Annotated in this window: 16 protein-coding genes; 4 read left to right on the top strand and 12 right to left on the bottom strand. The window is 55.2% G+C overall.

The window, feature by feature from the left end; all coding sequences use genetic code 11:
* Positions 1-72: 72 nt before the first annotated feature.
* The 9 genes from FH974_RS01100 to pilM all read right to left on the bottom strand — a co-directional run bounded on the left by FH974_RS01100 (position 73) and on the right by pilM (position 8802).
* Positions 73-900, bottom strand: a complete 828-nt coding sequence (locus FH974_RS01100) for a Dam family site-specific DNA-(adenine-N6)-methyltransferase (RefSeq protein ID WP_047887153.1) — start codon at positions 898-900, stop codon at positions 73-75.
* Between the two features lie 107 nt (positions 901-1007).
* Positions 1008-2519 carry an AAA family ATPase gene (locus FH974_RS01095; RefSeq protein WP_047887154.1) on the bottom strand — a complete coding sequence of 504 codons (1512 nt, stop codon included), beginning with the start codon at positions 2517-2519 and terminating at the stop codon, positions 1008-1010.
* Between the two features lie 9 nt (positions 2520-2528).
* Positions 2529-3611: a 3-dehydroquinate synthase gene (gene aroB / locus FH974_RS01090; protein ID WP_047887155.1), complete on the bottom strand. Its 1083-nt coding sequence runs from the start codon at positions 3609-3611 to the stop codon at positions 2529-2531.
* A gap of 20 nt (positions 3612-3631) precedes the next feature.
* The gene (aroK, locus tag FH974_RS01085) at positions 3632-4150 is read right to left on the bottom strand and encodes a shikimate kinase AroK (protein WP_047887156.1); all 519 of its coding nucleotides are present in this window, start codon (positions 4148-4150) and stop codon (positions 3632-3634) included.
* A 213-nt stretch (positions 4151-4363) separates the two neighbouring features.
* Positions 4364-6031, bottom strand: coding sequence for a type IV pilus secretin PilQ (locus FH974_RS01080; protein WP_047887157.1), 1668 nt, complete (start codon positions 6029-6031; stop codon positions 4364-4366).
* 84 nt (positions 6032-6115) lie between these two features.
* Complete coding sequence (locus FH974_RS01075) at positions 6116-6646, bottom strand: pilus assembly protein PilP (RefSeq protein WP_047887158.1); 531 nt, start codon at positions 6644-6646, stop codon at positions 6116-6118.
* Positions 6643-7233: a type IV pilus inner membrane component PilO gene (locus FH974_RS01070; RefSeq protein ID WP_207103443.1), complete on the bottom strand. Its 591-nt coding sequence runs from the start codon at positions 7231-7233 to the stop codon at positions 6643-6645. The genes FH974_RS01075 and FH974_RS01070 overlap by 4 nt, the downstream gene beginning before the upstream one ends.
* Positions 7226-7804: a PilN domain-containing protein gene (locus FH974_RS01065; RefSeq protein WP_207103442.1), complete on the bottom strand. Its 579-nt coding sequence runs from the start codon at positions 7802-7804 to the stop codon at positions 7226-7228. The genes FH974_RS01070 and FH974_RS01065 overlap by 8 nt, the downstream gene beginning before the upstream one ends.
* A complete protein-coding gene (gene pilM, locus FH974_RS01060; RefSeq protein WP_207103441.1) occupies positions 7801-8802 on the bottom strand; it encodes a type IV pilus biogenesis protein PilM in 1002 nt (333 codons plus the stop codon). Before pilM ends, FH974_RS01065 begins: the two co-directional genes overlap by 4 nt.
* 146 nt (positions 8803-8948) lie before the next feature.
* On the opposite strand from pilM, the gene FH974_RS01055 reads away from it, so the two are divergent.
* Positions 8949-11498: a penicillin-binding protein 1A gene (locus FH974_RS01055; protein ID WP_047887162.1), complete on the top strand. Its 2550-nt coding sequence runs from the start codon at positions 8949-8951 to the stop codon at positions 11496-11498.
* Positions 11499-11752: 254 nt separating this feature from the next.
* Here FH974_RS01055 and oxyR read toward each other — a convergent pair whose 3' ends face one another.
* On the bottom strand, positions 11753-12655 hold the full coding sequence (oxyR, locus tag FH974_RS01050) for a DNA-binding transcriptional regulator OxyR (RefSeq protein ID WP_047887163.1): 903 nt from the start codon (positions 12653-12655) through the stop codon (positions 11753-11755).
* A 168-nt stretch (positions 12656-12823) separates the two neighbouring features.
* Here oxyR and FH974_RS01045 point away from each other — a divergent pair, with 168 nt between their 5' ends.
* From FH974_RS01045 to FH974_RS01035, 3 genes are all read left to right on the top strand, one after another.
* Complete coding sequence (locus FH974_RS01045) at positions 12824-13552, top strand: glutathione peroxidase (RefSeq protein ID WP_047887164.1); 729 nt, start codon at positions 12824-12826, stop codon at positions 13550-13552.
* 74 nt (positions 13553-13626) lie between these two features.
* Positions 13627-15078, top strand: a complete 1452-nt coding sequence (locus FH974_RS01040; protein ID WP_047887165.1) for a dihydrolipoyl dehydrogenase — start codon at positions 13627-13629, stop codon at positions 15076-15078.
* A gap of 168 nt (positions 15079-15246) precedes the next feature.
* Positions 15247-15540, top strand: a complete 294-nt coding sequence (locus tag FH974_RS01035) for a DUF3624 domain-containing protein (protein WP_084712680.1) — start codon at positions 15247-15249, stop codon at positions 15538-15540.
* 252 nt (positions 15541-15792) lie between these two features.
* Here the strand turns inward: FH974_RS01035 and argH are convergent, their stop codons facing one another.
* On the bottom strand, positions 15793-17670 hold the full coding sequence (argH, locus tag FH974_RS01030; protein ID WP_047887166.1) for an argininosuccinate lyase: 1878 nt from the start codon (positions 17668-17670) through the stop codon (positions 15793-15795).
* 58 nt (positions 17671-17728) lie between these two features.
* The gene (locus FH974_RS01025) at positions 17729-18940 is read right to left on the bottom strand and encodes an argininosuccinate synthase (RefSeq protein WP_047887167.1); all 1212 of its coding nucleotides are present in this window, start codon (positions 18938-18940) and stop codon (positions 17729-17731) included.
* Between the last annotated feature and the right edge of the window lie 59 nt (positions 18941-18999).

Raw genomic sequence — 18999 nt, 5'->3', positions numbered from 1 at the left:
TACCGTGGCGCTATGACGCTGAGTTTGAGGAAGTCGGTATGAGGAACACAAAGCAGGCCCCTCAGGCAAGGGTCAGCTTTCGGTCGTCGGTTTAAACAGGGCCAGCAACTCATCGACCTTGTTGCGGCCACTGCCATTACGGCTAATGGTGCGCTTGACCTTGACCACGGACAGGTCAGCCCCGTGATACAGGCGACGGGTCAGCGTGGTGTCGTGATTGGAAATCAGGACCGGGATCTGACGCTCTGTGGCGGCTCGTTCAGCCACATCGGCCAGGGCCGCCTGATCATCGAGACTAAATCCATTACCGGCATACGAGGTAAAGTTCGCCGTCGTCGACAGCGGTGCATACGGCGGATCACAATAAATCACGCTGCCTTTGCGGGCACGAGAAAAAGTCTGCTGGTAGCCTTCGCAGACAAACATCGCGCGCTTGGCTTTCTCTGCAAACATAAACATTTCCTCTTCCGGAAAGTACGGACGTTTGTAGGAACCAAACGGGACATTGAAACCGCCCTGCTTGTTGTAGCGGCACAACCCATTAAAACCGTGGCGGTTCATATACAGAAAATACAGGGAACGCAGGTAAGGATCGCGGGTCGCGTTGAATGTCGCGCGGATCTCCAGATACGCCCCTTTTTTGTTGTACTCCGGCGTAAACAGGGCTTTGCTGTCTTTGACGTACTGCTCAGGCTGGGTTTTCAGGATATTGTACAGGTTGATCAGATCGGGATTGATGTCTGCCAGCAGGTACTGCTCGTAGTCAGTATTAAGAAAAACCGAGCCGGCGCCCACAAAAGGTTCAACCAGTTTACGTGCAGGCGGCAGGCGGTGCTTTATCTCCTCAACCAGAGAATATTTTCCCCCAGCCCATTTCAGGAATGCACGATGCTTTTTCATTCAGCTAACCACCAATACCGACTTTGTTTCGAAAGGTGGCGGATTGTACACCATTTCATACGGTTTCTGATACCGCTGGAGGGGAAATATCTCCCAATCGGGGCCGCTTAATTTGCCCGATCCATCTCCTGATGAATTTGCCGGTAAGATTTTACCCACGGCTGCACGCCCTGCACTTTAGCCGGCAACTGCTGTACGGCACGACGGGCCGCTGCCACATTCGGATAATTGCCCGTTACTACGATATACCAGGTCTCTCCGCTGCGGCGGGTCTGATACACAGTCGCCAGATTCGCCACCTGATAGTCAGCCAAAAACTGGTTCGCCGCTGTCATGCTGTGCATGGCTGCCAATTGCAAGGCGTAATGAGTTGCCGGCACGGCACGCAGTTGATGACCGCGTTCCTTGATTGTCGGGCTGGCAGGCTGACGGACTGCCGCCTGCTTAGCTTCAGGCTTGGCATCGGAAACATTCTGGTCAGGCGCCGAAGCTTCTGAAGTTGTCGCTGTCGGTACCGACGGTGACGCGACCTGTGTTGACTGACTCGCAACTGCACCTTCCGGCAATGCAGGCTGCAATCTGGCCTGGTTGTCGGCGACGGCTTGCTCGCCGGAACCACCCAGTGACTGCTCATCCAGCATGGCATCCACTACCTCCGCCGGGACGACAACACGTTGCTGCCCGTCACTGCGACCGACGGTCAGCCCTTCAGAGGCCACTTCCGGCGGCAGGTTCTGACTATCATCCTCGATAACCGGACGATCTGTCGCTGGGGTGTCTGACAACGGCACCATCACAGCATTATCCAGCGGAAGCGCCTGACGCTCCGATTCCGGTGACGAAGCTGGCCAGAATACCCAGGCCGTGCCAGCCGCAATCAGAACAATCAGCGCTACCAGCATAACAGTGGGTGATAAACGGCGTGCATCTTGTGTTTCCATGTCACAACTCCCTTCAGCTTCCAGCTTGATAAGTTCGCCCGGTAGCGGCAGGCAACGGGCGGCCTGTTCTCGGTACCAGCGTCGCCCCTGGGCATCCAGCGGCTCATCGGCAACCATGACTTCGACAAACGTCTGTACTTCCGGTTCCGCCAACGGGCTGATTTCCAGCTCCAGCGGCGCACCAGCTTGACCATGGGACACCTGGCTCAGGGATTTATTTAATCGCCCCGGCACACTGAATAACACCACATTAACCTGCCAACCGGGCAACTGCGCCGCCTGCTGAACCAGGGCCCATAACTCGGCAACCAGCACCGGACTCAGCAAATGGGCATCATCCACCACAATCAGGGCATTCAGCGGGCTGTGGCCCAGAATGCGTTCGATACTGTCCTGCAACGGATCCTGATCATTAAATACCGCCCGGGGTGCCAATTGTTGCAGGATAAAATGACGATGCTGACTGTCTGTTTGGTTCGAATGACAAATCAGCAGAGCCTGATGTGCGGCATCCGCCCAGTGCTCCAGATAACGCTGTGACAGCCAGGTTTTACCTGCCCCCTCAGGGCCGGTGACTTGAACAAGATGGGAACTGAATCGGGTAAGAAACTGTAAGCGGGAAAGCAACTGGACCTGGGAGTCCAGGTCCAACGATGAGAGGTGCAGCGCAGCACTCATAGAAAATCGTTACGCAGCCTGAATCGCGCGACGAAGCACGTCTTCAGGTACTCCCGCGACGACCTCAGCCTGACCAATACCGGTTGGCAGAATCAGACGCAACTGTCCCGCCAGCACTTTTTTGTCACGCATCATGTGTTTACGGTACGCGTCAAAATCCATCCCCTGCGGGCCAGAAACCGGCAGGTTCGCTCGCTCCAACAGACGGATAATACGCTCGACATCCTGCTCGCTCATCAGTCCTTGGATCTGAGCCGTACGGGCAGCCTGAACCGTACCGGCAGCCACGGCTTCACCATGGAGCCAGTTACCGTAGCCCATTTCCGCTTCAATCGCATGGCCAAAAGTATGGCCCAGATTCAGCAGGGCACGCACACCGGATTCTTTCTCATCGGCAGCCACGACATCAGCTTTGATCTGGCAGCAACGGGCAATGGCATAGCCCAGCGCTTCCGTATCCAGTGCCTGCAGGCGATCCACGTTCTCTTCCAGCCAAGTAAAAAATTCAGCATCCGCGATGATGCCGTATTTGATCACTTCCGCCATCCCCGCAGCAAATTCCCGCTCCGGCAGAGTACGCAGGCAGTGAGTGTCAATCACTACGGCTTTCGGCTGATAAAACGCCCCGATCATGTTTTTGCCCAGCGGGTGGTTCACCGCGGTTTTGCCTCCCACCGAAGAATCAACCTGGGAAAGCAGCGTTGTTGGCACCTGAATGAAATCGACCCCGCGGTGATAGCAGGATGCGGCAAAGCCCACCACGTCGCCAATCACACCGCCACCCAGCGCCACGATGATCACATCGCGCCCGTAGTTGCCTTCCAGCAGGAAAGTCATGATTTGGTTCAGGGTATCAAGGGTCTTGTACTGCTCACCGTCTGCTAAAGGCAGCAGGGACACTTCGCAAGGAAGTGAACGGATAGTCCCGATCACCTGCTCGGCATAGAGCGGGGCTACCGTTTCATTGCTGACCACGACAACACGTCGGCCTGCCGGAATGGCAGAGGAAAAGAGCGCCGGGTTATCAAATAACTCGGCGCCGATGGAGATTGGGTAACTTCTGTCACCAAGGTTGACGTTGATCCGTTCCATGGCCAGCTCTCTATATTGAATTAGCGCTCATCTAGCATTTTAATGATTTCGTTCGCGACCACTTTAGCACTCTGATCATCAGTGCGTACTACATAGTCAGCTACTTCTTCATACAATGGATTGCGCTCTTCTGCAAGTGCTTCCAGCACTTCACGTGGTGTATCTGTCTGAAGCAGAGGACGCTTTTTATCGCGCTGAGTACGAGCAAGCTGTTTTTCGATAGTCGTCTCCAGGTACACAACAATACCACGAGCAGACAGACGATTACGGCTCTCCTTACTCTTGACCGAACCACCCCCCGTCGCCAGGACAATACCCTGCTTCTGAGACAGATCGTCAATTACGCTCTCTTCACGAGCACGGAAACCATCTTCACCTTCTACATCAAATACCCAGCTGATGTCTGCACCGGTACGTTGCTCGATTTCAGTGTCAGAATCGAAGAATTCCATGTGCAGTTGCTGTGCAAGGTGTCTACCGATAGTACTTTTGCCGGCACCCATTGGGCCGACCAGGAAAATATTTCGTTTTTCAGCCATGTTTAGCAATATTTACGCGCGGTTAATAAAACGACACCGCCCGCAGGCTTATTTCAAAATGAAGCCCGAGGCGCCAACTTCCTCACTTTTAATTCGTGATTAAGACCGAAAATTATCTCAGGACAAAGCCTCTTTTGGCAATAGCTAGAGGGGGATTAATTCCGAGGCGGCGCCGCTAAGCCAGGTAGCGGCGCCGTCAACAATGTGGGTAACCTATTGATTAATAATCTTTGGCGTCACAAAAATCAGCAATTCACGCTTGCCCAGCTCTTCCAGCTTATGGCGGAACAAGGCGCCTAATACCGGTAAATCCCCCAGCAATGGCACTTTACGCACCATGTTTGTCAGCGAATGCTGGTAGATTCCCCCCAAAACAACGGTCTCGCCATTTTCAACCAGAACCTGGGTCCCGATACGCTGGGTATCAATCGCAATCGCTTCGCCGGTCCCGGTTTTTACGACATCCCCCTTCTTATCCTGGGTAACGACCAAATCCAGCACCAGCTTGCCGTCCGGAGTAATCTGCGGGGTCACCATCAGACTGAGCACGGCCTTTTTAAAGCCCACCGATACCGCGCCGCTGGATGATGCTTCCAAGTACGGAATTTCGGTTCCCTGCTCGATATAGGCCATTTTTTTATTGGTGGTCATCAGGCGCGGACTGGAAATGATTTCCGCTTTCTGCTCCGCCTGCAGGGCCGATAATTCCAGATCCAGTAACACATCGCCGATTTTGGCGACCTGGAAAGCGATGCTTGACGCCCCCGCTTTGGTGGCTCCCAAATTAACATTGAGGAAATCCCCGACCTGATCCACCCGGTTATCCGCCAGATCAAGCAGCCCTTCCGACACCAAATTGCCTTCAATGGAGCTACCGATCGTATTGTTGCCATTACGACTCAGCATCCCCCAGCGAACCCCCAGCTCGTCAATATCACCTTCGTTCACCGTGACCACACGAGCTTCAATTTGGACCTGCTGCACTGGGATGTCGAGCGCCGTCACGATATCGCGGATATTCGCCAAGCTTTCAGCAATATCATTAATGATCAGCGAGTTAGTTCGTTCATCAATATGCAGCGAGCCACGCGGTGACAACATGCTCACCCCTTCACCGCTGCCCTGCAGCAGCTCGCCCAGCTCCGATGCCTTGGCATAGTTAATCTGGATAATCTCCGAGCGCAGTGAAGCCAGTTCCTCTTCTTTACGCTTCGACTCCAGCTGTTTCTGCTCTTCTCGCGCCAGCTCTTCTTTCGGGGCAATCATGACCACACTGCCCTGTTCACGCTTGTCCAGCCCTTTGGATTTCAAAATGATATCCAGCACCTGCTTCCATGGTACGTCGTCCAACCGCAGCGTCAGGTTGCCCTGCACCGAATCCGAGACCACCAGGTTGAAATCGTTGTACTCAGCGATCAGCTGCAGCACGTTTCGCACCGGCACATCCTGGAAGTTGATAGAGATGGGCTTGCTGTTATAAGAAATCGATGACGGCGCGGCCTTGGCTGAGCTTGGTTTTGCCACTTTCTCGACGGTCACCGTCAGCACTTTATCCTTGCTGGTGTAGTCATAGGCATAAGTGCCGTTCATTGAGAGCACCAAACGCACCCCCCGCTCGGTTCGGAAGGTTTCGATGGTTTGTACCCGGGTCGCGAACTCTTTCACGTCGAGGGTATAAATCATGTCCTCCGGAATCTCCGTGTCATGCACATCAACATACAGCTTCTCGCCAGCCCGGCGCATATCGACCACAGAACGGGCGTTTGCCAGATCGACTTTCAGGACCCCGTGCCCGGCCGTACTGCGTGTAAAGTCGATTGCCTGAATTCGGTTTTCTGCGGCAGCAAATGAGACTGAACTTTGCATCAGGGCCCATAACATCAGCCCGCCCCAATGGAGCGTTCTGCTCCATCCCCATTTACTGACTTGCAATGCCTTCCTTGCCATATCCTGCTACTTCTCTTTTTAAACTGCTTTTTCTGCTTGCTGCGCCAGGGTGAGTTTGATTGGCCGCTTCAGCCAGCACCCTTCGCCATCCGGTAATACTTCTTCTACATCGATGCTCTTCGGACTCACCGACAATACCCGGCCATGATTCAGCCCGAGGAAGTGCCCTTCCCGTACTTTGACCAGCTTGCCCTCAGGGGTATATATCAATGCCCACAACTGTTTGGTATCTCCCATCACTCCACGCATACTGAGCTGCTCAATCGGGTAACTTTCCAGCGCGGAGCGGTTGGTCCGCTCATCCGGCTGCCAACAGGCGCCGTCACCTGCAAGCATGTCGCTTTGTTCTGGCCGAGGACGAATAAACGGTGAACGCGGACTGGTCATGACAAATGCTTCTGCGACAAACGTTGGCTGCTCCAGCAAAGGCTCAACGGTTGCCTGTGCCTGTTGATGGGTTTGGTTGATAAACTGCGCGATCGAATCATCATTGGCCTGACACCCCACCAGCAACAGGCACAGGCTGCACACACTCCATTTCAAGTTCATGCGCGCTCCTTGGCCGGTGCTTTGAAGCGATAGGTCGTGGCCGACACTTTCAACCTCAGCAATTCCTGCTGTTCTTCAATTCTATTTAAATCAATATCTTTCAGTGACACAATTCGCGACAAGCTGGCAATCTCTTCGGCAAACTTGCCGATGTCTTCATATTCCCCGGTCAGCTCGATGCTGATCGGCAATTCGATATACAATGGATGATCAATCCGGGGAGCCCACTCAATCCGCTGGAAAGACAGCCCGTTACGCACCCCAATGTCATTCACATCAGCCAGTAGGCTGGCCAGTTCCTGCTCTTCCGGTAGCTGACGAATAACCTGCTGATATTGCGCCTGCAGCGCTTCAACCTGCGCCTGCACTTTCGGCAGGGCTGCCACCTGGTTGGCCCGCCGGATTAAATCCTGACGCAAGCTGGTCTCCTGCTGCTTCAACCCTTCCAACTCGTCCTGCATCGGGATGAGCCAGTACCAGTAACCCAGCGCCGCGACCACGCACGCCACCAAGAACACCACCACGCCCTGCGCGGGCAATGGCCATTCCAGCATTTCATCCAGTTCCAGATCCTGCCAATCAGCCATCTCGTCCTCCCTCTTCAGTGCGCTGAGGCGGCGACAGCAAAATAAAAGAAGCATTAAAGTTAGTTTGCTCCTTCTGTTTTTCTGTTTTGGTTACAATCGAGTGCATGGTTATATCCTCAACCCACTCCGAGGTTTCGCCATTGGACAGCAGGGTTGCCAGGCGACCATTGGAATCCCCTGCGCCGCCCAGTTTGACCAGACTGCCGGTCATAGACACCCCATCCAGATACACGCCCTGCGGCACGATACCCGGCATCAGGCTCATCAGCCGGGTGACGTGGTTGCGCCCTTTCTGAATGTCGGTGATCACCGCCAGCCGCTGCACCAGGGCCTCGCGCTGACGATCCATTTCCGGCAGCATGGCCAGCTTGTGTTCAAGAGCCTGAATTTCCTGCTGGATTTGCGCGTTGCGAGCGTGCTGGATAGATTGCTGGCGCTCAATGAAACTGCCCGCGCTCAAGACCACGAATGCCGCCGCTACCGCAGAGGCGGCCAGCAGGCCCACAAAACGCTGACGATGAAGCCGTTTCTTTTCTTCACGCCAAGGCAGTAAATTCAGCTTGGCTATCATGTCGGTTGTCCTCCCCGTATGGCCAGGCCAGCCGCAACGGCATATTGTCCCAGACTGCCTTGTTCAATTTCGGCATCCATTTTGGGTCCTCGGTTAAATGAAGCCAGCGGGTGCATCCAGCGCACTTCCAGTCCCAGCATACGTTCTACGATATCGGCAACCACCCAGCTCTGGCCGCCACCACTGAGCCAAATTCCCTGCAGCGTTGCGCGGGGATGGGTGGATTGATACAGCTGCAACTGCCGTTTGAGATTGTCGACCAACTGCTTAGTAAAAACTTCCATTTGCTCCGGCGACAGGGCTTCCAGCGAGGGCTCATCACTGCGAGGGGCAAACTGTTCACAGCCGAATGCCAGTTCGCGGTGGTAGGCTGTGCCGCCAACGGGGTTGACACAAAATGCGGTCCGCCGCTGACCGACATCCACCACTCCCCACTGCCCTTCGACAGCCAGCTGTTCCGCCAGATACTGCTCCAGCCACAACAGGGCATGGGTCTGCAACTCCACCACTTTGGGCTGAAGCCGTACTTTACGCAGGGCATCAACCCGGCTGTCCACGGTTTCCCGCCGGGCGGCAAAGACCTGATACGGCCGGGTCTGACCGGCAACGGCAAAGGTGTCCGTGTTGACCGGGAAAAAGTCCATCCGCAGCTCATCCACCGGAAACGGTGACGCCGCGCTCATGGCCTGCTCAATGGCAAACACCGTCTCTTCATCGCTGAGGTTACTGTCGAGCTGGACCACCTTGCTGATCACGGCACTGTCCGGCAATGCCAAAACCGTGTGACGGGCAGCAAACGGCAGCTGCTTTTTTAATTTACGCATCGCTGACAACAACCCCGGGGCATTCACGCTATGCTGCTCATTGATCACCGATGTCGGCAGCACCTCCTCGGCAAAAGCCGCCAGCTCCAGCGAGGTCTTCTTCTGTCGCAAAACAACAGCCTTAATGCTGTGATGACCAATATCAATCCCAATAGTGAGTGGGTTTCGAAACATACCGTGCTATGCTCCCTGTAAGCGGAAAAGCAAACTAAGTTATTTATTTAAACACCAGGTTATAGCGTTAATTTTTGAGCGTTATCTTTATACTATTGGTGCTAAGTTATTGAACGCTGAAATGTTGGTGTAACGGGAAATCTCAAGTGAAGTTCATAAAGCGATTACTTATACTTGCAATAATTTGCATAATTCTTGGAGTCACTACAATTTTTGGTTTTTACCTCTATGTAAAACCAGAGTTACCGGATGTTGCGACACTGAAAAATGTTGAATTACAAACACCTATGCAAGTTTTCAGTCACGACGGTAAACTCATTTCCCAATTTGGCGAAAAGCGTCGCATCCCTCTTTCTCTTAATGAGATCCCGCAGCAGATGATCAATGCGGTCATCGCGACCGAAGACAGCCGTTATTACGAGCACCCGGGTGTTGACCCAATCGGTATCGCACGGGCCGCCTTCGTAGTCGCGGTTTCCGGCAGTGCCAAGCAAGGGGCAAGTACCATTACTCAGCAGCTTGCCCGTAACTTCTTCCTGTCGAACGAGAAGAAGATCATGCGTAAGGTGAAAGAGATTTTTATCGCCGTACACATTGAGCAACTGCTGAGCAAAGATGAGATCCTGGAGCTGTACCTCAACAAGATTTACCTCGGCTACCGTGCATACGGTGTCGGTGCTGCCGCACAGGTTTACTTTGGTAAAGAGGTCGGCCAGCTGACCCTGAGTGAAATCGCAACAATCGCCGGCCTGCCGAAAGCGCCGTCGACCATGAACCCGATCTACTCGCTGGACCGAGCAACTCACCGCCGCAATGTGGTACTGAGCCGGATGCTGGCGGAAGGCTATATCAGCCAGTCGGAATACGATCAGGCCCGCAATGAACCGATTAAATCCCGCTACCATGGGGCAGAAATCGAACTAAGTGCACCATACTTTGCCGAGCAGGCCCGTGCCTGGATGGTGAACCGCTACGGCGAAGATGCCTACACCTCCGGGATGCGCATTTACACCACCGTTGATCCGAAACTGCAGGTCGCCGCCCAGCAAGCAGCGATCAACAACCTGATGGAATACGATCAGCGCCACGGTTACCGGGGAGCGGAAGCCACACTGTGGAAACAGGGCGAGCAGGCCTGGACCCAGACCCAGATTCTTGATCACCTGGCCAAGCAGCCGACTTACGGCGATCTCATGCCGGCGGTCGTGACCCAGGTCGACGCCAAATCGGCGGCGGTCATTGCCAAAGACGGTGCCCAGCATACCCTCGAGTGGGACGGTATGAAGTGGGCACGTAAATTCATCAGTGACAACCGCCAAGGCAGCGCGCCACGTTCGGCCACGGAAATTCTGGCTGCCGGTCAGCAGATCTGGGTGCAGCCGAAAGACGAGCATTGGGTGCTGAGTCAGGTACCGGAAGCCAACACAGCATTTGTGGCGGTATCGCCTCAGGACGGAGCCGTCAAAGCGATGGTCGGCGGGTTTAACTTTACGCACAGCAAGTTCAACCGTGCCACACAGTCTGTCCGGCAGGTGGGCTCGAGCATCAAACCGTTCATCTATTCTGCCGGTCTGGATAACGGCATGACGCTGGCCACATTGGTCAACGACGCGCCGATTAACCGCTGGGATCAGAGCATGGGCACCGCATGGCGTCCGAAGAACTCGCCACCGACCTACAACGGCCCGACCCGCCTGCGTATTGGTCTGGCTCAGTCGAAAAACGTGATGGCCGTTCGCGTGCTGCAAAGTGTTGGCCTGGATGAAACCATCAGCTACCTGACCCGCTTCGGTTTCAAACGCAAAGATCTGCCTCGCGCGGAGCCGCTGGCGCTGGGTGCCGGCAGCCTGACCCCGCTGGAAATGGCACAAGGTTTCTCGGTGTTTGCCAACGGAGGCTACTACGTGCAGCCGTACTTTATCGAGCGGGTGGAAGATGCCTATGGCAATGTTGTGTACGAAGCAGCACCAAGCCTGGCCTGTAACAAATCCTGCCGCCGCGAGCAGGTCAGCCAGACCGCTTCCGCACCGGCGCCAACCAGTGCTGTGCTGCAAGGCATTGCGCTGAGTGAAGAGACCCTGAGCAACGACGATGGCTACACCAGCCCGGAAGACCCAACATCGCACTTCGCACCGCAGGTGATCACCGAGCAGAACGCCTTCCTGGTTCGTGAAATGCTGGAAAGCAACATCTGGGGTGGCGGCGACTGGCGCAACGGCAGCGGCTGGAACGGCACCGGCTGGCGTGGGCAGGTACTGAAACGCCGTGATATCGGCGGTAAAACCGGTACCACCAACGATTCAAAAGATGCATGGTACGCGGGCTTCGGGCCGGGTATTGTGGCTACCGTCTGGGTGGGCTTTGACAAGCACAGCCGTGAGCTGGGTAAAGTAGCCTGGAACAACAACATGAGCAAAGAGCAGACCTCAGGCACCGAAGCAGGGGCGAAAACCGCCCAGCCGGCCTGGATTGCATTCATGCAGAAGGCGCTGGAAGACGTGCCGGAGCAGCGCAAAGAGCTGCCGGACGATATTGTTCAGGTTCGGATTGACCGTGAAAGCGGCAAGCTCAGCAACCGCAATGATGCGTCGTCGATGTTTGAGTACTTCGAAGAAGGCACCGAGCCGAAAGAAATGGTCAGCGATACCGCCTCAGAAGGCATTTTCGAGTCCGACGCCTCTGACGAGCTGTTCTGACCCAGCTCCGATTCGTACTAAGCGAATCTCGCAACGACAAAGAGCGCCGCAAGGCGCTCTTTTTTATTCTCGGCTTCTGATTCTTTCCACCTGTGACCCGCTGCGACCGATGGTTTACCGGCGACCACTTAGCCTGTTGTGATGTCTGGTTGTCACTACAGATACCGCGCCTACAGACATCACAACTTCAGGCATCACAACTCAAGACACTACGTATATACCATAGCGGACATCACAGCGGGCACCACAGCGGCTCAGGAGAGATTATGGCTGGCGGCAATGTGCTGCTGAATCAGCTCAGCCAGCTTCTCATAACGCTCCTTGAGCGGTGACCCTGGCCGGTACGCCAGTGTGATCAACCGGCTTGGCACCGGATCTTCCGCCCGCAGGTAGCACACCCCGTCACGTTGCCGTTCACTCGGAGTGGCAAGCTTAGGCAACAGGGTAATCCCGCTGCCGGCCGCCACCATATTGCGCAGGGTTTCCAGGCTGGTCGCCTTGAAACTGCCGTCTTCCGCCGCTCCGGCGGCAAAGCAGAAGCCCATCGCCTGATCCCGCAAACAGTGCCCGTCACCCAGCATCAGCAGCGTCGAACCATTCAGCTTATCCATCGTCAGGCTCTCCTGCCCGGCCCACGGGTGATCTTCCGGGACTGCCAGCACCATCGGTTCGTGATACAACGGCAGTTCGATAAAGGGTTCCGACTCTTTCACCGCCGCCAGCACGATACAGTCTAGCTTGCCTTCTTCCAGCTGCTGCACCAACTGATGAGTCTGTGCTTCGTGCAGGAACAACTCCAGTTCCGGAAACTGCGCCTTGATATGCGGAATAATCAGCGGCAACAGGTACGGTCCGACCGTCGGGATAAACCCGATATGCAGCGGTCCGGTCATGCTCCCGCCCTGCTGGCTGGCCAGCTCGGTCAGCACCTTTATTTCCAGCAAAACCTTTTGTGCCTGCGCCACCAGACTGAGTCCGGCATCCGTAAACAGTACCTTGCGACTGGTTCGCTCCAGCAGAATAACCCCCAGCTCATCTTCCAGCTTGCGGATTTGACCGCTCAGGGTGGGCTGGCTGACAAAGCAGGCCTCAGCCGCCTTACGAAAATGCTTATGCTCTGAAAGCGCAACCAGATATTCCAGATCGCGGATGTTCATCGCTCACCACCAATCAATAGACAAAAACTATCAAAACCATAGCAGCAAACGATTAGAACTATCAAGCGCAAAAACACATAATCATCACATCAACAGGGAGCAAGCAAATGCATAAGTCTCCGGTTGCAATAACCACTCATTACTGATTGAAACAAAAGGATAAGAATTATGTTCGTAGCAAAAGAAGGTCACGCAGTCCCACAAGTCACGTTCCACACTCGCCAAGGCGACCAGTGGGTAGATGTCACGACTCAGGATCTGTTTGCCAACAAAACCGTGATTGTTTTCAGCCTGCCGGGTGCGTTCACGCCAACGTGTTCATCCAGCCACCTGCCACGCTACAACGAGCTGGCATCGGTGTTTGCTGAGCACGGTGTTGATGACATTCTGTGTGTCTCTGTGAACGATACGTTTGTGATGAACGCGTGGAAAGCCGATCAGGAAGCAGACAACATCACGTTCATCCCGGACGGTAACGGTGAGTTCTCGAAAGGCATGGGGATGCTGGTTGAGAAAGAAGAGCTGGGCTTTGGGCCGCGTTCATGGCGCTACAGCATGCTGGTGAAGAACGGCGTGATTGAAAAAATGTTCATCGAGAACCAAGAGCCGGGAGACCCATTCAAAGTCTCTGATGCAGATACTATGCTGAAATACATCGCCCCGAGCGTCCAGCTGCAGGAGTCCATTTCAGTGTTCACCAAGCCAGGTTGTCCGTTCTGTGCCAAAGCTAAGCAGAACCTGATCGATAAAGGCCTGCAGTTTGAAGAAGTGATTCTGGGTAAAGATGCGACTACCGTATCTCTGCGCGCAGTCACCGGCCGCAGCACTGTGCCTCAGGTATTTATCGGTGGTAAACACATCGGCGGCAGCGAAGAGCTGGAAGCGTACCTGGGCTAAATCGCGCCCCCTACAAAGAATAACAGGGCCCGCCGCGACGGGCCCGACAGGCAAGATTTGATTGGAGAGATGTTATGAAAACCCTGAATGTTGATGTTGCTGTTATCGGCGGAGGCACTGCCGGACTGGGCGCATACCGTGCGGCGAAAGCACACACCCCGCATGTCGTCATGATTGAAGGCGGCCCTTACGGTACCACCTGTGCCCGCGTCGGCTGTATGCCGTCCAAACTGCTGATTGCCGCAGCGGAAAGCGTTCACCAGATCGAAAAAGCCCCGGCTTTTGGTGTTTACCCGCAAGGTGAAATCCACATCAATGGTCGTGAAGTCATGGACCGCGTGAAGCGTGAACGTGACCGTTTCGTTGGCTTCGTTCTGGAAGGGGTGGATGAAATCCCGGCAGAAGACAAAATTGCCGGTTATGCCAAATTTATCGATAACAATACCCTACAGGTCGATGACCACACCCTGATTCATGCCGAGCGTATTGTGATTGCCACCGGCTCCCGTCCTGCCTACCCGGCAGTCTGGAATGAACTGGGCGATCGCCTGATCATCAACGATGATGTGTTCGAGTGGGATGACCTGCCACAGTCAGTGGCCGTGTTCGGGCCTGGCGTCATTGGTCTGGAGCTGGGCCAGGCACTGAAACGCCTGGGCGTGGAAGTCGTGATGTTTGGCCTGGGTGGCCAGGTAGGCCCACTGACTGATCCGGCAATCATGGCTTACGCCGATAAAGCCTTTAATGAAGAGTTTTATCTGGACGCTGACGTTAAAGTCGAAAGCATGAAGCGCATCGGCGACAGCGTGGAAATCCAGTACCTGAATAAAGAAGGCGTCCTGGATACCATCACCGTGGACTATGTGCTGGCAGCGACCGGCCGCCGTCCGAACGTTGACAAACTGGCGATTGAGAACACGGATCTGGAGCTGGATCAGCGCGGCGTCCCGATGGCGGATTACTACACCCTGCAAACGTCTGTGGCTTCGATTTTCATCGCGGGCGATGCCAGCAACCAGCTCCCCCTGCTGCATGAAGCAGCGGATCAAGGCCGTATTGCCGGTGACAACGCTGGTCGCTTCCCGGATATCCGCGCCGGTCTGCGTCGCTCGAAAATCTCTGCCGTGTTCTCCGACCCGCAAATTGCAATGGTTGGCGAAACATACCGCGAAATCAGCAACCGCCTAGGTAACTGCGGCTGTTTCGAAACCGGTGAAGTCTCATTTGAAAATCAGGGCCGCTCCCGCGTCATGCTGCGCAACAAAGGGATGCTACATGTGTACGGTGAACACGGTACCGGCCGCTTCCTGGGCGCTGAAATGATGGGTCCTAACGCAGAGCACCTGGCACACCTGCTGGCCTGGGCGCACCAGAACAAGATGACCATTGCCCAGATGCTGGACATGCCGTTCTACCATCCGGTTATCGAGGAAGGAGTTCGTACCGCTCTGCGTGACCTGAATGCCAAGCTGCACCTGGGACCTGAAATGATTAAGCACTGTCTGGACTGCGGTCCGGGCTGTTAATCCCCCTCTCTCCTGCAATATTCTTGCACTACCGACACGCCCTCCTGACGGAGGGCTTTTTTCGTTCCGGGTTCTGCCTCAATCCCCCCAGCCATCCCGACATCGCTTTCCCAGCACGTTGCCAAGTGCTAGGATTTTGCTTTCCGATTACCACTGTAAGGACTCAGCATGGCCTGCCAACCGTGCCGCTCATCCGTGTTTTTCCAGAAACTGGGCCGCTGTCGCCGGTGCATGGTGCAGTTGTCAGTGCTGGCGCCGCTCAGCTGGCTGGCCTGGTGGCTGCTGTACCGCGAGACTCCGCATACCCTGAATGCCATTACTCTGCTGGTCGCGTCCAGCGGTTTCAGTCTGTTGCTGCTGGCACACGGAGTTCGGGCCCACCAACTACACCGTGCGGCATCCCGGCTCGCCGCCTCTCCACGTACACCCCCAATGCCACGACCAGACAACGATCATCCCTGAATCCTGACCAGCAAGTGCAATTCCGGGCGCAGCTGTGACTGTTGATAGATGAGTGTGAGCGATGAGGGGTGAAGAATAAGTGTTGAGAAATGAGTGGTAAGCGATGAGAAAATATAGGCCAAAGGGCGAGAGATGCGCGGCTCACGGGCTGGCGTTAAACCCGCTGATCACCCATACCCACAAACCGCACTAAAAAAACACCCGGCACAAAGACCGGGTGTGGTTTATTTACAGTACCAATCAAAGTGCTATTCACGCCACGTTGACGGTCGGAATCATCTGCTCCTGATCCAGTCGGACTTCCAGTGCCACTTCATCACAGGCATGCTGGCGCGGACAACGGTCGCAGTCTTTCATCACTTTTTCCGGCAGCAGTGTTTTGGACGTTGGAACAAAGCCCTGCTTCATGAAAAACTCCGGCACCCGAGTCAGAACAAACACCTTTTTAATCGCCATCTGGCCGGCTTTTTCAATCAGGTGCTCGACTATCGCCTTGCCCTGCCCCTGATGTTGCCATCCGGCCTCCACTCCCAGCGAGCGGATTTCTGCCAACCCGGAGTCATAGACATACAGCGAAGCACAGCCGGTGACGGTGCCATGATGCTCTGCCACCGCGAAGGAGCCGATATCCCGCACCAGTTCGTTACGCATCCGGGGCAGGTTTTCCCCCAGTCCGGCCCAGTACGCCACCATACCTTCAATGGCATCCAGATCCGTCAGACGAGCGCCCCGCACTTTAACGCCCGGAGTGTAACGTTTTTCCAACCGCTTCTCGGCCTGACCGATAGCGTAATCCACCTGGTTCGGGGCCACCCCGCCCAGCGCACAACGCTTCTCAAGGCAGGATTCAATGGTCAGGATCGGGTAGACATCCGCATCAATCACAGCCGAAAATGCCTTCATTTCTTCCAGCGACAGCTCTTCCAGTGCACATCCCTTCGCGATCGCCGCGACAACCGCGACCCCGACGATATGGTGCGCTTCACGGAACGGGATGCCTTTGGCAACCAAATAGTCCGCCAGCTCGGTGGCATTCGAGTAACCCTGCATCGCCGCTTCCAGCGTCCGCTCCTGATTCACTTTGATGCCATCAAAGCACAGCGCGGCCATCTCCATGCACTCATACCAGGTGTCCAGCGCGTCAAACAGCCCTTCTTTGTCTTCCTGCATGTCTTTGTTGTAGGCCAGTGGCAGGGCTTTGACTGTCATCATCATCCCGGCCATCGAACCATACACCCGGCCGCACTTGCCCCGGATCAGCTCCAGGGCATCCGGATTTTTCTTCTGTGGCATCAGCGACGACCCGGAAGTCACCGTATCCGCCAGTTCAATGAAATTGGACTCGCCAGAGTTGTAGAAAATCAGATCTTCTGCCATCCGCGACAGGTGCAGCATCGAAATTGACGCCGTCGAAAGCAGCTCCATCACGTGATCCCGGTCAGACACCGAATCCAGGCTGTTGCGGGTCGCCCGATGGAAACCCAGGCTGTGCGCCAGCTGTTCCCGGTCAATCGGGTACGCGGTACCGGCCAGTGCCCCGGAGCCAAGCGGACAAGTATCCAGTCGCTCCAGTGCGTCAGTCAGACGGGAGTAATCCCGCTCGAACATTTCCACGTACGCCAGGCTCCAGTGCGCAAACGTCACCGGTTGCGCCCGCTGCAGGTGGGTATAACCCGGCAGCACCGTGTTCTGGTGCTGGCGTGCCACCGTGACCAACTGATTTTGCAGCTGGTCGAGCATCAGCAGCAGTTGCTGACCTTGCTGACGGCACCAAAGCTTCAGGTCTGTCGCCACCTGATCATTACGGGAACGGCCGGTATGCAGTTTCTTGCCCAGATCGCCCACTTTGTTGATCAGCTGCTGCTCAACCCAGCTATGAATGTCTTCGGCATCCGACTGCAGAATCTGCGCCGGATCTTCCATCACCGCCAGCTTCAGCTCGTTGAGCGCCAACTCCAGTCGCTGTTGCTCTTCTTCGGTCAGTACATCCACCTGGCGCAGCGCCTTTGACCAGGCAATGGAACCCACGATGTCCTGCTCCGCCAGGCGGTAGTCAAAACGCAATGAGTCGTTGAATTGCTTAAATCTTGTGTCAGCTGCCTGGCTGAACCGTCCGCCCCAGAGTGCCATGGTACTTCTCCTTTGCTGCTTGCTCGACTTGCTCGTTTGTTATTGTGTCAGGTTGCGATTACTGTTTTTTCTGTGCATTGAGCGCACGGATACGGCTGGCCAGCGAGTACAGACGGATGAAGCCACCAGCATGGCTGTGGTCATACACTTCGTCTTCCCCGAAGGTCGCAAACTCTTCCGAGTACAGACTGTTCACCGAACGCTTCTGCACAACGGTAGCTTGACCTTTATACAGCTTCACGACAACCTCACCGCTCACATCCTGCGCCAGTTCTTCTGCCGCAGACAACAAAGATTTACACAGCGGGGTAAACCAACGGCCGTCGTAGATCAGGTGAGAGGCTTTCAGGCCCAGCGTTTCACGGAACTCAAACGCATCTTTATCCAGTACCAGCTGCTCTACCGCACGTAGGGCTTCCATCATAATGGTGCCTCCCGGGGTTTCGTAACAGCCGCGTGACTTGATGCCGACCAGACGGTTCTCAACGATGTCGATACGACCCACGCCGTGCTCCGCGCCTTTCTGGTTCAGCGCTACCAGTGCCTGGTATGGACTCATCGCCTGACCGTCCACCGCGACTACTTCACCTTTTTCAACCGTCAGGGATACCAGCTCCGGCTGATCCGGGGCTTGCTCAGGATCTTTGGTCCACACCCAGCACAGCTCATTTGGCTGATTCCAGGTATCTTCCAGTACGCCACCTTCGGTTGAGATATGCCAGGCGTTCGCATCACGGGAGTAGATTTTTTCCAGGGTCGCCGTGGTCGGAATGTTACGCTCGGCCAGGTACGCCAGCAGCGCTTCACGGCTACGCAGATCCCACTCACGCCAAGGCGCAATCACAGTCAACTGCGGCGCCAGTGCGGCATAGGCACTTTCAAAACGCACCTGATCGTTACCTTTACCGGTACAGCCGTGGCACAAAGCGTCAGCCCCCACTTCCAGTGCACACTCAACCTGCGCTTTGGCAATGATCGGACGCGCCATGGAGGTACCCAGCAGGTATTTACCTTCATACACCGCGCCAGTTTTCAGGCTTGGGAAAATGTAGTCTTTCACCATCTCTTCTTTAAGATCAGCGATGTAGCAGGCAGATGCCCCAGATGCCAGCGCTTTCTCTTCGATGCCAACCAGCTCTTCTTCGCCCTGACCCACATCGGCCACGAACGCAATCACTTCACAGTCATAGTTTTCTTTCAGCCAAGGAATGATGGCCGATGTATCCAGACCGCCGGAATAGGCTAAAACAACTTTATTTACCTTGCTCATAATACTTCTCCTGCTTGCCCGCTCGGCGGTCATCCCGCTCAGGCGTATGGCTCTAAAAT

Source organism: Photobacterium ganghwense (assembly GCF_017329545.1).
Classification (GTDB): Bacteria; Pseudomonadota; Gammaproteobacteria; order Enterobacterales; family Vibrionaceae; genus Photobacterium; species Photobacterium ganghwense.
Note: the sequence above shows the minus strand (reverse complement) of the source record. Positions and strands in the feature narration are given on the sequence as shown.

Coding starts and splice junctions, on each gene's coding strand:
- aroB (WP_047887155.1), bottom strand. CDS start 3,611: ATGGAACGGATCAACGTCAACCTTGGTGACAGAAGTTACCCAATCTCC.
- argH (WP_047887166.1), bottom strand. CDS start 17,670: ATGGCACTCTGGGGCGGACGGTTCAGCCAGGCAGCTGACACAAGATTT.
- FH974_RS01070 (WP_207103443.1), bottom strand. CDS start 7,233: ATGGCTGATTGGCAGGATCTGGAACTGGATGAAATGCTGGAATGGCCA.
- oxyR (WP_047887163.1), bottom strand. CDS start 12,655: ATGAACATCCGCGATCTGGAATATCTGGTTGCGCTTTCAGAGCATAAG.
- FH974_RS01025 (WP_047887167.1), bottom strand. CDS start 18,940: ATGAGCAAGGTAAATAAAGTTGTTTTAGCCTATTCCGGCGGTCTGGAT.
- FH974_RS01040 (WP_047887165.1), top strand. CDS start 13,627: ATGAAAACCCTGAATGTTGATGTTGCTGTTATCGGCGGAGGCACTGCC.
- pilM (WP_207103441.1), bottom strand. CDS start 8,802: ATGTTTCGAAACCCACTCACTATTGGGATTGATATTGGTCATCACAGC.
- FH974_RS01095 (WP_047887154.1), bottom strand. CDS start 2,519: ATGAGTGCTGCGCTGCACCTCTCATCGTTGGACCTGGACTCCCAGGTC.
- FH974_RS01035 (WP_084712680.1), top strand. CDS start 15,247: ATGGCCTGCCAACCGTGCCGCTCATCCGTGTTTTTCCAGAAACTGGGC.
- aroK (WP_047887156.1), bottom strand. CDS start 4,150: ATGGCTGAAAAACGAAATATTTTCCTGGTCGGCCCAATGGGTGCCGGC.
- FH974_RS01080 (WP_047887157.1), bottom strand. CDS start 6,031: ATGTTATGGGCCCTGATGCAAAGTTCAGTCTCATTTGCTGCCGCAGAA.
- FH974_RS01075 (WP_047887158.1), bottom strand. CDS start 6,646: ATGAACTTGAAATGGAGTGTGTGCAGCCTGTGCCTGTTGCTGGTGGGG.
- FH974_RS01045 (WP_047887164.1), top strand. CDS start 12,824: ATGTTCGTAGCAAAAGAAGGTCACGCAGTCCCACAAGTCACGTTCCAC.
- FH974_RS01100 (WP_047887153.1), bottom strand. CDS start 900: ATGAAAAAGCATCGTGCATTCCTGAAATGGGCTGGGGGAAAATATTCT.
- FH974_RS01065 (WP_207103442.1), bottom strand. CDS start 7,804: ATGATAGCCAAGCTGAATTTACTGCCTTGGCGTGAAGAAAAGAAACGG.